Origin of the sequence: Mesorhizobium sp. LjRoot246 (assembly GCF_964254115.1) — a bacterium.
Lineage (GTDB): Bacteria > Pseudomonadota > Alphaproteobacteria > Rhizobiales > Rhizobiaceae > Mesorhizobium.
Genome location: NZ_CAXUSN020000001.1, coordinates 3,829,729 through 3,842,420 on the forward strand (window position 1 = coordinate 3,829,729; position 12,692 = coordinate 3,842,420).

At 63.4% G+C, this 12,692-nt stretch carries 8 protein-coding genes; 6 read left to right on the forward strand and 2 right to left on the reverse strand.

Translation table 11 applies throughout. The features are described 5' to 3' along the window. Positions 1-44: 44 nt before the first annotated feature. Both glmU and glmS read left to right on the forward strand, forming a co-directional pair. Complete coding sequence (gene glmU / locus ACSQ3L_RS18550) at positions 45-1,403, forward strand: bifunctional UDP-N-acetylglucosamine diphosphorylase/glucosamine-1-phosphate N-acetyltransferase GlmU (protein WP_436161270.1); 1,359 nt, start codon at positions 45-47, stop codon at positions 1,401-1,403. A 178-nt stretch (positions 1,404-1,581) separates the two neighbouring features. After that, positions 1,582-3,405 (forward strand): glutamine--fructose-6-phosphate transaminase (isomerizing), encoded by a 1,824-nt coding sequence (gene glmS / locus ACSQ3L_RS18555; RefSeq protein ID WP_436161271.1) that lies wholly within the window; start codon positions 1,582-1,584, stop codon positions 3,403-3,405. A gap of 111 nt (positions 3,406-3,516) precedes the next feature. On the opposite strand, the gene ACSQ3L_RS18560 is transcribed toward glmS, so the two are convergent. Beyond that, positions 3,517-3,804, reverse strand: a complete 288-nt coding sequence (locus ACSQ3L_RS18560) for a GIY-YIG nuclease family protein (protein ID WP_127383549.1) — start codon at positions 3,802-3,804, stop codon at positions 3,517-3,519. Between the two features lie 201 nt (positions 3,805-4,005). Here ACSQ3L_RS18560 and ACSQ3L_RS18565 point away from each other — a divergent pair, with 201 nt between their 5' ends. Then, a complete protein-coding gene (locus ACSQ3L_RS18565; RefSeq protein WP_436158213.1) occupies positions 4,006-5,028 on the forward strand; it encodes an IS110 family transposase in 1,023 nt (340 codons plus the stop codon). A 556-nt stretch (positions 5,029-5,584) separates the two neighbouring features. Beyond that, the gene (locus ACSQ3L_RS18570) at positions 5,585-6,340 is read left to right on the forward strand and encodes a DUF502 domain-containing protein (protein WP_436161272.1); all 756 of its coding nucleotides are present in this window, start codon (positions 5,585-5,587) and stop codon (positions 6,338-6,340) included. Here ACSQ3L_RS18570 and recG read toward each other — a convergent pair. Then, the gene (gene recG / locus ACSQ3L_RS18575; protein ID WP_436161273.1) at positions 6,292-8,400 is read right to left on the reverse strand and encodes an ATP-dependent DNA helicase RecG; all 2,109 of its coding nucleotides are present in this window, start codon (positions 8,398-8,400) and stop codon (positions 6,292-6,294) included. The two genes, ACSQ3L_RS18570 and recG, sit on opposite strands and share 49 nt — an antisense overlap. A gap of 331 nt (positions 8,401-8,731) precedes the next feature. Here recG and ACSQ3L_RS18580 point away from each other — a divergent pair, with 331 nt between their 5' ends. Both ACSQ3L_RS18580 and mfd read left to right on the forward strand, forming a co-directional pair. Beyond that, positions 8,732-9,019, forward strand: coding sequence for a succinate dehydrogenase assembly factor 2 (locus ACSQ3L_RS18580; protein WP_436163477.1), 288 nt, complete (start codon positions 8,732-8,734; stop codon positions 9,017-9,019). Positions 9,020-9,089: 70 nt separating this feature from the next. Continuing rightward, positions 9,090-12,587, forward strand: a complete 3,498-nt coding sequence (gene mfd / locus ACSQ3L_RS18585) for a transcription-repair coupling factor (RefSeq protein ID WP_436161274.1) — start codon at positions 9,090-9,092, stop codon at positions 12,585-12,587. Positions 12,588-12,692: the final 105 nt, after the last annotated feature.

Sequence of the window (12,692 nt, forward strand, 5' to 3'; positions counted from 1 at the left end):
TAGCATGCTTTGATTCCCAACCCTTTTCATATGGTTGTTCGCCCATGAGCCAGAGATCCTGCCTGTCCGTCATCCTCGCCGCCGGCGAAGGCACACGCATGAAGAGTGCGCTGCCGAAGGTGCTGCACCAGATCGCCGGGCTGCCGATGATCGCCCATGTGGTGAAGGCGGCCGAAGCCGCCGGCGCCGGCAGCCAGGCGCTGGTGATCGGCCATGGCGCGGAAGAGATGCGCAAGGCCGCGGCAAAATTCGCGCCGAAGGCCGAGACCTTCGTGCAGGAGAAGCGGCTTGGCACCGCGCATGCCGTGCTCGCCGCTCGCGATGCGATATCAAAGGGTTATGACGATATCCTGGTGATGTTCGGCGATACGCCACTGATCGATGCCGACGCGCTGACCGTGGCGCGGCTGAAACTGGCTGAAGGTGCTGCCGTCGTGGTGATCGGCTTCCGTCCGCCCAGTCCGAGCGGTTATGGCCGGCTGATCGAAAAGGACGGCAAGCTCACCGCCATTCGCGAGGAGAAGGACTGCTCGGAGGCGGAGAAGAAAATCGGCTTTTGCAATGCCGGGATGATGGCGGTTGCCGGCGCCCACGCGCTGAAGCTGCTCGATGCGGTCGGCAACAAGAACGCCAAGGGCGAGTATTACCTCACCGACATTGTCGAGATCGCCGGCGCGCGAGGCCTTGATGTCGTCGCCACCGAAGCCAGTTTCGAAAGCGCGCTCGGCATCAACAACCGCGCCGAACTGGCGCAAGCCGAGAGCATCTGGCAGGCGCGCCGGCGGCATGAAGCAATGCTGTCGGGCGTGACGCTGATCGCGCCGGAGACCGTGTATTTCTCGCACGACACCGAGATCGGCACTGATACGATCGTCGAGCCCAATGTCTGGTTCGGTCCGGGCGTGAAGATCGCCGGCGGCGCCAAGATCCACGCCTTCAGCCATATCGAGGGCGCCACCATTGCAGCCAATTGCGATGTCGGGCCGTACGCGCGACTGCGGCCGGGTGCGGATCTCCGGAACAAGGCCAAGGTCGGTAATTTCTGTGAGGTCAAACAGGCTGTCATCGAAGAGGGCGCCAAGGTCAATCATTTGACCTATATCGGCGATGCCCGCGTCGGCGCGGGGGCCAATATCGGCGCCGGCACCATCACCTGCAACTATGACGGCTATTCGAAATTCTTCACCGACATCGGCGAGGGCGCCTTTGTCGGCTCGAATTCGTCGTTGGTGGCGCCTGTCACCATCGGCAAGGGCGGCTACATCGCATCCGGCAGCGTGATCACCGAAAGCGTGCCGGACGATGCTCTGGCCTTCGGCCGCGCCCGCCAGAAGACGATCCCAGGCAAGGGCAAGGAATTGCGCGAACGCTTTGCTTCGGCCGCGGCTGCGAAGAAAAAGTAAAATCGGCCCGCAAAAAACCGAACGATTGCAGTAACCGGATTGCAAGAGCGGTCTGTCATGGTGCATCGACAGGAATGAGCGTTCCGTTACACGGGACGAAATGCAAAGTGACTTTCATGGCAGGCCGGCCATCCCTAGATAGCGCTGGTTTTCCACGGGGAATTCGGGGGCTGTCTGCATGTGCGGTATCGTTGGAATCGTCGGCCACTCGCAGGTTGCGCCGCTCATCGTCGACGCGTTGAAGCGGCTGGAGTATCGCGGTTATGACTCCGCCGGCGTCGCCACCATCGAGCGTGGCCAGCTTGGCCGCCGCCGCGCGGAAGGCAAGCTCATCAATCTCGAGCGCCGACTCAAGGACGAGCCGCTCGACGGCACGATCGGCATCGGACACACACGCTGGGCGACGCATGGCGTGCCCAACGAGACCAACGCGCACCCGCATTTCTCCGAAGGCGTCGCCATCGTCCATAACGGCATCATCGAGAATTTCGCCGAACTGCGCGACGAGTTGATCCGCGACGGCTATTCTTTCTCGTCGCAGACCGACACCGAGGTCGTCGCGCATCTGGTGGCGCGCGAACTGGCCAGGGGGCTGAAGCCGATCGAGGCCGCGCATCAGGCGCTGAAGCGGCTGGAAGGCGCCTTTGCACTCGCGATCATGTTCAAGGGCGACGAGGACCTGATCGTCGGCGCCCGCAACGGTCCGCCTCTGGCCGTCGGCCATGGCGATGGCGAGATGTTCCTGGGTTCCGATGCCATCGCGCTCGCCCCATTCACCAATTCGATTACCTATCTCGAAGATGGCGACTGGGCAGTGGTGCGCCGCGCCGGCGTGACCATCTTCGACATCGACGGCCAAAAGGTAGACCGCAAGCGCCAGCAGTCGCTCTCGACCAGCTTCATGGTCGACAAGGGCAACCGGCGACATTTCATGGAGAAGGAAATCCATGAGCAGCCCGAGGTGATCTCGCACACTTTGGCGCATTATGTCGATTTCGTCTCCGGAGTGTCGAAGCCGCTCGATCTGCCGTTCGATTTCGCCAAAATTGGCCGGCTGGCGATCTCGGCCTGCGGCACGGCGTATCTGGCCGGGCTGATCGGCAAGTACTGGTTCGAGCGCTATGCACGGCTGCCGGTCGATATCGATGTCGCCTCCGAATTCCGCTATCGCGAGATGCCGCTGTCGGCGAACGATGCCGCCTTCTTCATTTCGCAATCGGGCGAAACCGCCGATACGCTGGCCTCGCTGCGTTACTGCCGCAAGGCCGGCATGAAGATCGGCGCCATCGTCAATGTACGAGAATCGACCATGGCGCGCGAATCCGACGTCGTGCTGCCGACGCTGGCCGGGCCGGAGATCGGCGTCGCCTCGACCAAAGCCTTTACCTGCCAGCTATCGGTCCTGGCATCGCTTGCAGTGCGCGCCGGCGTAGCCCGCGGCACGATCTCGAAGGAAATGGAAAAGACGCTGGTGCGCGCGCTTTCGGAAGCGCCGCGCTATGCCAACCAGGTGCTCAAGCTCGAAGAGCAGATCGAACGGATCGCGCGCGAACTCTCGCGCTACAAGGATGTGCTCTATCTCGGCCGCGACACCAATTTCCCGCTGGCCATGGAAGGCGCGCTAAAACTCAAGGAAATCTCCTACATCCACGCCGAGGGCTATGCCGCGGGCGAGCTGAAGCACGGGCCGATCGCGCTGATTGACGAGAACATGCCAGTCATCGTCATCGCGCCGCATGACCGCATCTTCGAAAAGACGGTTTCGAACATGCAGGAAGTGGCGGCACGCGGCGGCAAGATCATCCTGATCACCGACAGCAAGGGTGCGGCACTGACGAGCGTCAAGACGATGGAGACGATCGTGCTGCCGGACGTGCCGGAAATCATCTCGCCGATCATCTACGCGCTGCCGATCCAGATGCTGGCCTATTTCGCCGCCGTGTTCATGGGCACCGACGTCGACCAGCCGCGCAATCTGGCGAAATCGGTGACGGTGGAGTAGGTTTCATCCTTTCGTCATCCACGGGCGGAGCAAGGAGCGAAGCGACGCGGCGCAGACCCGAGGATCCATTCCGTGACGGTATGGCGGATCAAAGCGGTGCAGAACTTGGTGTTACCACCCAGTCCCGCGGAAAAGCTCGAACCACTCCGGATTAGCCTTTTCGATCAGTTCAATCTTCCATTGACGCGGCCAACGTTTCAGCGACTTCTCGCGCTGGATCGCATCGCGGATGTCGAAATACTCTTCGTACCAAACCAAGCGTTCTACGCCGTACCGTCCAGTAAAGCGCGAACCCTCACCAGACTTGTGCTCGGGCATTCGGCGACCGAGATCGTTTGTGACGCCAATATAGATGGTGCCGCGTTTCCGGCTCGCAGTTAAATAGACATAGCCCGTCATGAACGAAGTATAGCGGCTGGACGATCCGTCGGCCATCTTGAGGGGTTGCATTTTTCGGCCGACGTCACGGAATGGATCCTCGGGTCTGCGCCGCGTCGCTACGCTCCTTGCTCCGCCCGTGGATGATGGGTGGACGGCCCCTTGCGGCATCGAATGTGCCAAACTGGTCGTGTTGAACCCAGCGGAAGGAGACCGTCCGTCATGCAAGTTATCAGATTTGGAATCGATTTGGCCAAGAATGTGTTCCAGGTGCACGGGGTGGATGCGACCGAGCGAGTGGTCGTGCAGCGCCAATTGCGCCGCGCGCAGGTGGTGAAGTTTTTTGCCGCGCAGCCGCCGGCGCTGATCGGCATGGAGGCCTGCGGTTCGGCCCATCATTGGGGCCGCACGCTCAGCGCGCTCGGCCATCAGGTCAAGCTGATGCCGCCGACCTATGTGAAGCCCTACGTCAAGCGCAACAAGAACGATACCCGCGATGCGCAAGCCTGTTGCGAGGCGGTGAGCCGGCCCGACATGCGCTTCGTGCCGATCAAGACGGTCGAACAGCAATATGCCCGCGCGCTGCATCGTGCGCGTGACCTTCTGGTACGCCAACGCACGCAGCTGGCCAATGCCATTCGCGGCCATCTCTACGAAATGGGTCTCGCGAACGCCAAGGGGGCGGCGGGCATCGAGGGCCTGCTGCAGCTCATCGAAACGGCCGATGAAGCCATCCCCGCGGCGTTGTTGATCTGCCTGCTGCCGCTGGCCGGGCAATGGCGGGCGCTGGATGGCGAGATCGGCAAGCTGGACAAGCAGATCCTGGCTCAGGTCAGGCAGCAGCGGGCGGCCTTGCGGCTGATGACGATCCCGAGCGTCGGCCCGATCATCGCGCATGCGACGATCGCCGCCATCGGCGATGGCCGCCAGTTCGCCTCGGCCAGGGACTTCGCCGCCTGGGTCGGCCTGACCCGCAAGAACCACGACACCGGCGGCAAGCACAGATTGACAGGCCATATCAGCCGCGCCGGCGATGGCGGCTTGCGAAGGCTGCTCATTCTCGGCGCCAGTTCCTGGTTGCGGCAGGTCAGGGCCAAGCCCGACAGAGGCTCGCCCTGGATACGCGGCCTGCTGGCCAGGCGGCCGGTCAAGGTCGCCGTCGTCGCCCAGGCAGCCAAGACCGCCCGCATCATCTGGGCAATGCTGAACTCGGGACAGGAATACAGGGCACCGGCTGCGGCATAAACCGCAAAGCAAGGCCCTTAACAGCGTAAGGAGCAAAAGGCAGCACGGCAAAATGGTCAGGACCTGGGTCGGGACACTCCGCCTTCGTCATCGCGATACAAGAGCGCGTGTGGATGATTGGAACCCGATCCGCGTAACCCTTGAGGGCCAGCGGTCCAAATTCGACCGCATCAAAAGGCCGAATACATGACCGCTCCAGACTATCTGCCGAATATGCCAATTGCACCTTGCCAACAGGGGGCCGTCCATACATGGATGATTGGAACCCGATCCGCGTAACCCTTGAGGGCCAGCGGTCCAAATTCGACCGCATCAAAAGGCCGAATACATGACCGCTCCAGACTATCTGCCGAATATGCCAATTGCACCTTGCCAACAGGGGGCCGTCCATACATGACGAAGGGAAGGATGTTTCGGCTAATCGCGAACGTATGCTGCTTCCGTTTGGATTGCTTCGTTGGAAGCGGCGGCATAATCGGCTCTTTAAAAACTTCGCAGTTCCAAACTGCACGGCGGTTCACTAATGTTGCGTCGCAATAGCGGCCCCCGGTGAACCATGTCCGACGCTCCCAAGACTTCCGGCGTGACCCGGCTGAGGAACTATTTCCTCACGGGCTTCATTGTCTGCGCGCCGCTGGCGATCACCGCCTACATTGCCTGGTCGTTCATCGGTTGGGTCGATTCCTGGGTGAAGCCCTATATTCCGGCACGTTATAGCCCGGATACGTACCTGTCGTTTCCGGTGCCGGGGTTCGGGCTGATCGTGGCGCTCATCCTGATCACGCTGATCGGCTTTCTGACGGCCAACATCGTCGGCCGCGCCATCGTCAATTTCGGTGAGCGGCTGCTTGGCCGCATGCCGCTGGTGCGCGGCATCTATGGCTCGCTGAAACAGATTTTCGAGACGGTGCTGTCGAACAAGGGCGACATGTTCCGCCAGGTCGGGCTGGTCGAATATCCGCGCAAGGGCGTGTGGTCGCTGGTGTTCGTCGCCAGCGAGAAGGAAACCGAGATCAACCAGAAGCTCGACCAGGAAGGCGATCCGCTGATTGCCGTGTTCATGCCCTGCACGCCCAATCCAACGACCGGCTTTCTGATGTATGTGCCGAAGTCGGATATCGTGCTGCTCGACATGACGATCGAGGACGGCGCCAAGCTGATCGTCTCGGCCGGGCTGGTGGCGCCCGAGGTCAAGCCAATGGTTGTCGTGAATGGCGAGCCGATCGAAGGGATGCTCGCCAACCCGTCGGTTGCCGCCTTGGCTCAGCCGGCGCGTAAGAGCCGCACGGCCTCGTCGCGGCCGAACAAATAAAGCAGCAGGCGCAACGCCTCGCCACGTTCGGATTGCAGTTCCGGGTCGCGCGATAGGATCAGCCTGGCATCGTCGCGGGCGGCCTCCAGAAGGTCGGCATGCGCCTCGATGCGCGCGACCTGGAAACCCGGCGTGCCGGACTGGCGCGTGCCCAGCAATTCGCCTTCGCCGCGCAGCTTCAAATCCTCCTCGGCGATCAGGAACCCATCCTCGGTCTCGCGCATGACAGACAGCCGGCGTTTTGCGGTTTCGCTGAGCGGGTCCTTGTAGAGCAGAACGCAGGAGGAGGGCTTGTCGCCGCGCCCGACCCGGCCGCGCAGCTGGTGCAGCTGGGCGAGGCCAAAGCGTTCGGCGTGTTCGATGACCATGACGGTGGCGTCGGGAACATCGACGCCGACCTCGATGACCGTGGTCGCGATCAGGATGCGGGTTTCGCCCTGCTTGAAGGCGCGCATCGCCTCGTCCTTGTCGGCGCCCTTCATGCGGCCATGGACGAGACCGATGCGGTCGCCGAACAATGGCTTCAGCGACGCAAAACGGTCCTCGGCGGACATCAGCTTGATCTCTTCGGATTCCTCGACCAGCGGACAGATCCAGTAGATTTTTTGGCCGCCGGCGACAGCGTCCACCATGCGGTTGACCAGTTCATCGAGCCGTTCGAGCGGCAGCGTGACGGTACGGATCGGCTGGCGGCCGGCCGGCTTTTCCGTCAGTTTCGACACGTCCATGTCGCCGAAAGCGGTCAGCACCAGCGTGCGTGGGATGGGCGTGGCGGTCATCACCAGCATGTCTGGCGCATCGCCCTTGGCGGTGATGGCAAGCCGCTGGTGGACGCCGAAGCGGTGCTGCTCGTCGATGACGGCGAAGACCAGGTCGTGGAAGGTCACCGTCTCCTGGAACAGCGCGTGGGTGCCGATGACGATGTCGATCTCGCCGCTCGCCAGGCCGGCCAGCGTGTCGATGCGTTCGCGGCCCTTCTCGCGGCCGGTCAGGATGGCGATGCGCAGCCCGACCTTGGCGGCAAGCGGCGCGATCGTCGCCAGGTGCTGGCGCGCCAGGATTTCGGTCGGTGCCATTAAAGCGGCCTGGCCGCCGGCCTCGACGGCCCGCGCCATCGCCAGCAGCGCAACCACCGTCTTGCCGGAGCCGACATCGCCCTGCAGAAGCCGCAGCATGCGTTCGGGATCGGCAAGGTCGGCATTGATTTCGGCGAGGGCGAATTCCTGGGAAGCGGTCAGCGAATAGGGCAGGGCCTCGCGCAGCTTTTCGACGATGCGACCGTCGCCGACCAGGGGACGGCCGGACAGCCGGCGGACCTTTGCCCGCACCAGCGCCAGCGAGACCTGGCCCGCCAGCAGCTCGTCATAGGCGAGGCGCCGCCAGGCGGCTCCGTCGACCGAGACGTCGATCGGGTCGGCCGGATTGTGGATGCGGGCGAGCGCATCGTGGAAGGCGGCAAAGGTGTGCCTGCGCATGAAGGCGCCGTCCTGCCATTCGGGAAGTTCAGGCACACGCGCCAGCGCCTGGCCGATTGCCCGGCGCAGCACCTTGCCCGAGAGCCCAGCGGTGAGCGGATAGACCGGTTCGACCAGCGGCAGGTTTTCCGCTTCGCTGGCGAGCGCGATATGGCCGGGGTGGACCATGCTCGGGCGGCCGTTGAACCATTCCATGCGGCCCGAGACCACGACATGCTCGCCTTCGGGCATCGCCTTTTCGAGATAGGCGGCATGGGCATGGAAGAAGGTCAGCGCGATCTCGCCGGTGTCGTCATGGGCATAGACGCGGTAGGGCACCGACCTGTTGCCGCGCGGAGGCGGCTGGTGGCGATCTATGCGCACCTCGAGCGTGACGATCTGGCCTTCCGCGGACCCTGCTATGCCCGGCCGGCTGCGGCGGTCGATGACGGTGTGCGGCAGCACGAACAGAAGGTCGCCCGCGCGCGCGGGGCGGTCACCGAGGTCGGCCGGGACGACCTTTTCGATCAGCGCACCGACTTTCGGTCCGACGCCGGCAAGCGACGTGATCGGGACAAATAAGGGATCGAGGATGGAGGGCCTCATTTTTACCCTCCCCCTTGTGGGGAGGGTCGATCCGCGAAGCGGAGCGGGGTGGGGGTAGGTGCGCGTCTGTCTTGCGAAGAAAACGGTCCACCAGCGCCGCACCCCCACCCCGTCTCCTTCGCGCGGCTTCGCCGCGCGAGCTCGCCGACCCTCCCCACAAGGGGGAGGGTGAAATGCCGGAGATGTCCGGCAGGACAGAGAGGGGTGCTCGCGCCGATGCTGTCAGGAATGTTCGTCACACCGGGATGTTAGACACCCGCCGGGCCGTTGCAAGGCTGACAGCACCTTCTATCCACGCTATATGCGCCGCAGCAAGCAAGGATGCGGCATGATGACCGGAACGACGAGATCAAGCGAAGGACTGGACGCCCACCGCCGCAAGCTTCTGTTTCGCTCCTGGCATCGCGGCATGCGCGAGATGGACCTGATCCTCGGCACTTTCGCCGATGCTGAGATCGGCGCCTTGACCGGCGAGGAAATAGACCAATATGAGAGGCTCCTCGACATTCCCGACACCGAATTCCTGCCCATGGTCACCGGCGAACGCCCGGTGCCGGCGGAGATCGATTGTGCCGTCCTGCAAAAGATCCTGGCTTTCCGCCACTCTCTGACATTCTGAACACAAGCAATTCCAGGAAAGTGCGAAACGGTTTCCGTTCGGAATTGCGATAAAACAAGACCGTGATTTCATGAGCCTCATTCCCACTATCGGTCTGCCGAAAGGCCGCGCCGGCCAGTTCATCGTCGACGGCGTCGCCGACGGCTACGAAGCCTTTGCGCTGGTGCAGGCGGCGCTCGAGATCGCGCCCGACAAGCCGGTGCTGTTCGTCGCGCGCGACGGCCAGCGCCTGCCGGCGATCATCGAGGCGCTGTCGTTCGCGGCGCCCGGCCTGCCGGTGCTGGAACTACCGGCCTGGGATTGTCTGCCCTACGACCGCGTCTCGCCCGGTTCGGACGCCGCCGCCAAGCGCCTCGACGCGTTGACCGCGATGATCGCGCTGGCGAAGAAGCCGCACCGCGCCGTCATCCTGACAACCGCCAATGCGCTGCTGCAGCGCATTCCGCCGGCGGATCTTGTCGAGGCACAGACTTTTCATGCCAAGCCCGGCAACCAGATCGACATGAACGTACTGGTGTCGCGGCTGGAAACGTCCGGTTTCGAGCGTGTGCCGACCGTGCGCGGCATCGGCGAGTTCGCGGTGCGCGGCGGCATTCTCGACCTGTTCGCGCCCGGCTGGACCGAAGCGCTCAGGCTCGACTTCTTCGGCGACACGCTGGAATCGATCCGTGTGTTCGACGCCGCCACCCAGCGCACCACCGGCCAGCGCAAGTCGATGGCGCTGCAGGCGATGAGCGAAGTGGCGCTGACGTCCGAAACGATCAGCCGCTTCCGCCGCTCCTACATCGAAGCCTTTGGCGCTCCACAGCGCGACGACGGGCTCTATGCGGCGGTCAGCGAGGGCAGGCGCTTCGCCGGCATGGAGCACTGGCTGCCATTCTTCTACGAGCGGCTGGAGACGGTGTTCGACTATTTGCCCGATACGCCTGTCGTCTTCGACCATCTCGCGCATGAGGCGCTGGCCGAGCGCCACACGCTGATCCTCGACCACTATGAGGCGCGCAGGAAGCAAGCGGACGGTGCCTTGAAGGATGCCGTGCCCTACAAGCCAGTGGCGCCGGACCTGCTCTATCTCTCGCCGGAAAACCTGATCGCCTCGCTCGGGCCACGCGAAGCGATCGACTTCACCCCGTTCGACGCGCCCGACGCAGGCGCCAAGAAAGTCTATCACGCCGGCTCGCGCCACGGCCGCAGCTTCGTCGAGGAGCGCGCCGATCCGAACGCCAATGTGTTCGATGTCGTCGTCAAACACATCGCCAATGAGCGCGCGGCGCGTCGCCGCGTCGTCATCGCCGGCTGGACCGAAGGCTCGCTCGATCGGCTTGGCCAGATCCTTGCCGAACACCATCTCGGCAACCTCAAGCAGGTTGCAACGCTGGCGGAAGCTGAAAAGCTCGAGCCGGGTCAGGCGGCCTTGGCCGTGCTGCCGCTCGAATCCGGCTTCGAGACCGAAAAACTGGTCGTCGTCGCCGAACAGGACATTCTCGGCGACCGGCTGATCCGGCGTTCGAAACGCAAGAAGCGTCCCTCGGATTTCATTGCCGAGGCCTCGGCGCTGTCGGCCGGCGACATTGTCGTCCACGCCGACCATGGCATCGGCCGATTTATCGGCCTGCGGACCATCGAAGCGGTCGGCGCGCCGCATGATTGCCTGGAAATCCATTATGCCGGCGACGACCGGCTGTTCCTGCCGGTGGAAAACATCGAGCTTCTGTCGCGCTACGGTTCTGACACAGCCGAGGCGACGCTGGACAAGCTTGGCGGCGGTGCCTGGCAATCGCGCAAGGCGCGGCTGAAGAAACGCCTGCTCGACATGGCCGGGCAGCTGATCCGCATCGCCGCCGAGCGGCAGATGCGCTTCGCACCGCCGCTGGTGCCGGCAGAAGGTCTCTATGGCGAGTTCGCCGCGCGCTTCCCCTATGAGGAGACCGACGACCAGCAGACAGCGATCGACTCGGTGCGCGATGATCTGGCGGCCGGCAAGCCGATGGACCGGCTGATCTGCGGCGATGTCGGCTTCGGCAAGACCGAGGTGGCACTTCGCGGTGCCTTCATCGCGGCGATGGAAGGCTTTCAGGTGGCGGTTGTGGTGCCGACGACATTGTTGTCGCGTCAGCACTTCAAGACGTTTTCGCAGCGTTTCTCCGGGCTGCCGATTCGTGTCGGCCAGGCCTCGCGGCTGGTCGGCGCCAAGGAACTGGCCGAGACCAAGAAGGGCATCGCCGAAGGGCAGGTCGACATCGTCATCGGCACCCATGCGCTGCTCGGCTCCGCGATCTCGTTCAAGAACCTAGGTCTGCTGATAATCGACGAGGAGCAGCATTTTGGCGTCAAGCACAAGGAGCGGCTGAAGGATCTGAAAACCGACGTGCATGTGCTGACGCTGTCGGCAACGCCGATCCCGCGCACGCTGCAACTGGCGTTGACCGGCGTGCGCGAGTTGTCGCTGATCGCCACGCCGCCGGTCGACCGTATGGCGGTGCGCACCTTCATCTCGCCCTTCGATCCGCTGGTCATCCGCGAGACGCTGCTGCGCGAGCGCTATCGGGGCGGGCATTCCTTCTATGTCGTTCCGCGTATCAGCGATCTGGCGGAAATACATGATTTCCTGAGAGAATCCGTGCCTGAACTGAAGGTCGCGGTGGCCCACGGCCAGATGCCGCCGGGCGAACTCGACGACATCATGAATGCCTTCTACGATGGCCAGTACGATGTGCTGTTGTCGACGACCATCGTCGAATCCGGCCTCGATATTCCGACCGCCAACACGCTGATCATCCACCGCGCCGACATGTTCGGCCTGTCGCAGCTTTACCAGCTGCGCGGCCGCGTCGGCCGCTCGAAGGTGCGCGCCTATGCGCTGTTCACGCTGCCGGCCAACCGCAAGCTGACCGACACCGCCGAGCGCCGGCTGAAGGTGCTGCAATCGCTGGATACGCTGGGCGCCGGCTTCCAGCTGGCCAGCCACGACCTCGATATAAGAGGCGCCGGCAATCTTCTCGGCGAAGAGCAGTCCGGCCACATCAAGGAAGTCGGCTTCGAGCTTTATCAGCAGATGCTGGAAGAGGCTGTCGCCGAGGTGAAGGATTCCGGCGAGGTCCAGGATGGCGGCTGGTCGCCGCAGATTGCCGTCGGCACGGCGGTGATGATCCCGGAAAGCTATGTTCCGGACCTGCAGCTCAGGCTGGCGCTCTATCGCCGCCTCGGCGATCTCGAAAACACCGAGGAAATCGATGCTTTCGGCGCCGAACTGATCGACCGCTTCGGCCCGCTGCCGGACGAAGTGAAGCATCTGTTGAAGATCGTCTTCATCAAGGCGCTGTGCCGCAAGGCCAATGTCGAGAAGCTTGATGCCGGGCCGAAGGGCGTCGTCATCCATTTCCGCAAGCGCGAATTCTCCAACCCGGTCGGGCTGGTCCGGTTCATCGGCGAGCAGGGCTCGCTGGCCAAGATCCGGCCGGACCACAGCGTCGTCTTCGTGCGCGATTGGCCAACGGCCGAGAAGCGGTTGGCGGGTTCGGCTGTCGTCATGACGCAGTTGGCGCGGCTGGTGGAGAAGGCGGCGTAGCCGGCCTGGGCCATTCGCCAGCGCTGAAATTCCGGTCTAGAATAGGAAATCGGCTTCGTGTATGGAGCCGCCAACCCCAATGGGGGGCGGGAAATGGCGGGCGAG

Bases quoted from the DNA above. Each gene is read 5' to 3' on its own strand.
- glmU (WP_436161270.1), top strand. From the start codon at position 45: ATGAGCCAGAGATCCTGCCTGTCCGTCATCCTCGCCGCCGGCGAAGGC.
- glmS (WP_436161271.1), top strand. From the start codon at position 1,582: ATGTGCGGTATCGTTGGAATCGTCGGCCACTCGCAGGTTGCGCCGCTC.
- ACSQ3L_RS18560 (WP_127383549.1), bottom strand. From the start codon at position 3,804: ATGACGGGCTATGTCTATTTAACTGCGAGCCGGAAACGCGGCACCATC.
- ACSQ3L_RS18565 (WP_436158213.1), top strand. From the start codon at position 4,006: ATGCAAGTTATCAGATTTGGAATCGATTTGGCCAAGAATGTGTTCCAG.
- ACSQ3L_RS18570 (WP_436161272.1), top strand. From the start codon at position 5,585: ATGTCCGACGCTCCCAAGACTTCCGGCGTGACCCGGCTGAGGAACTAT.
- recG (WP_436161273.1), bottom strand. From the start codon at position 8,400: ATGAGGCCCTCCATCCTCGATCCCTTATTTGTCCCGATCACGTCGCTT.
- ACSQ3L_RS18580 (WP_436163477.1), top strand. From the start codon at position 8,732: ATGACCGGAACGACGAGATCAAGCGAAGGACTGGACGCCCACCGCCGC.
- mfd (WP_436161274.1), top strand. From the start codon at position 9,090: ATGAGCCTCATTCCCACTATCGGTCTGCCGAAAGGCCGCGCCGGCCAG.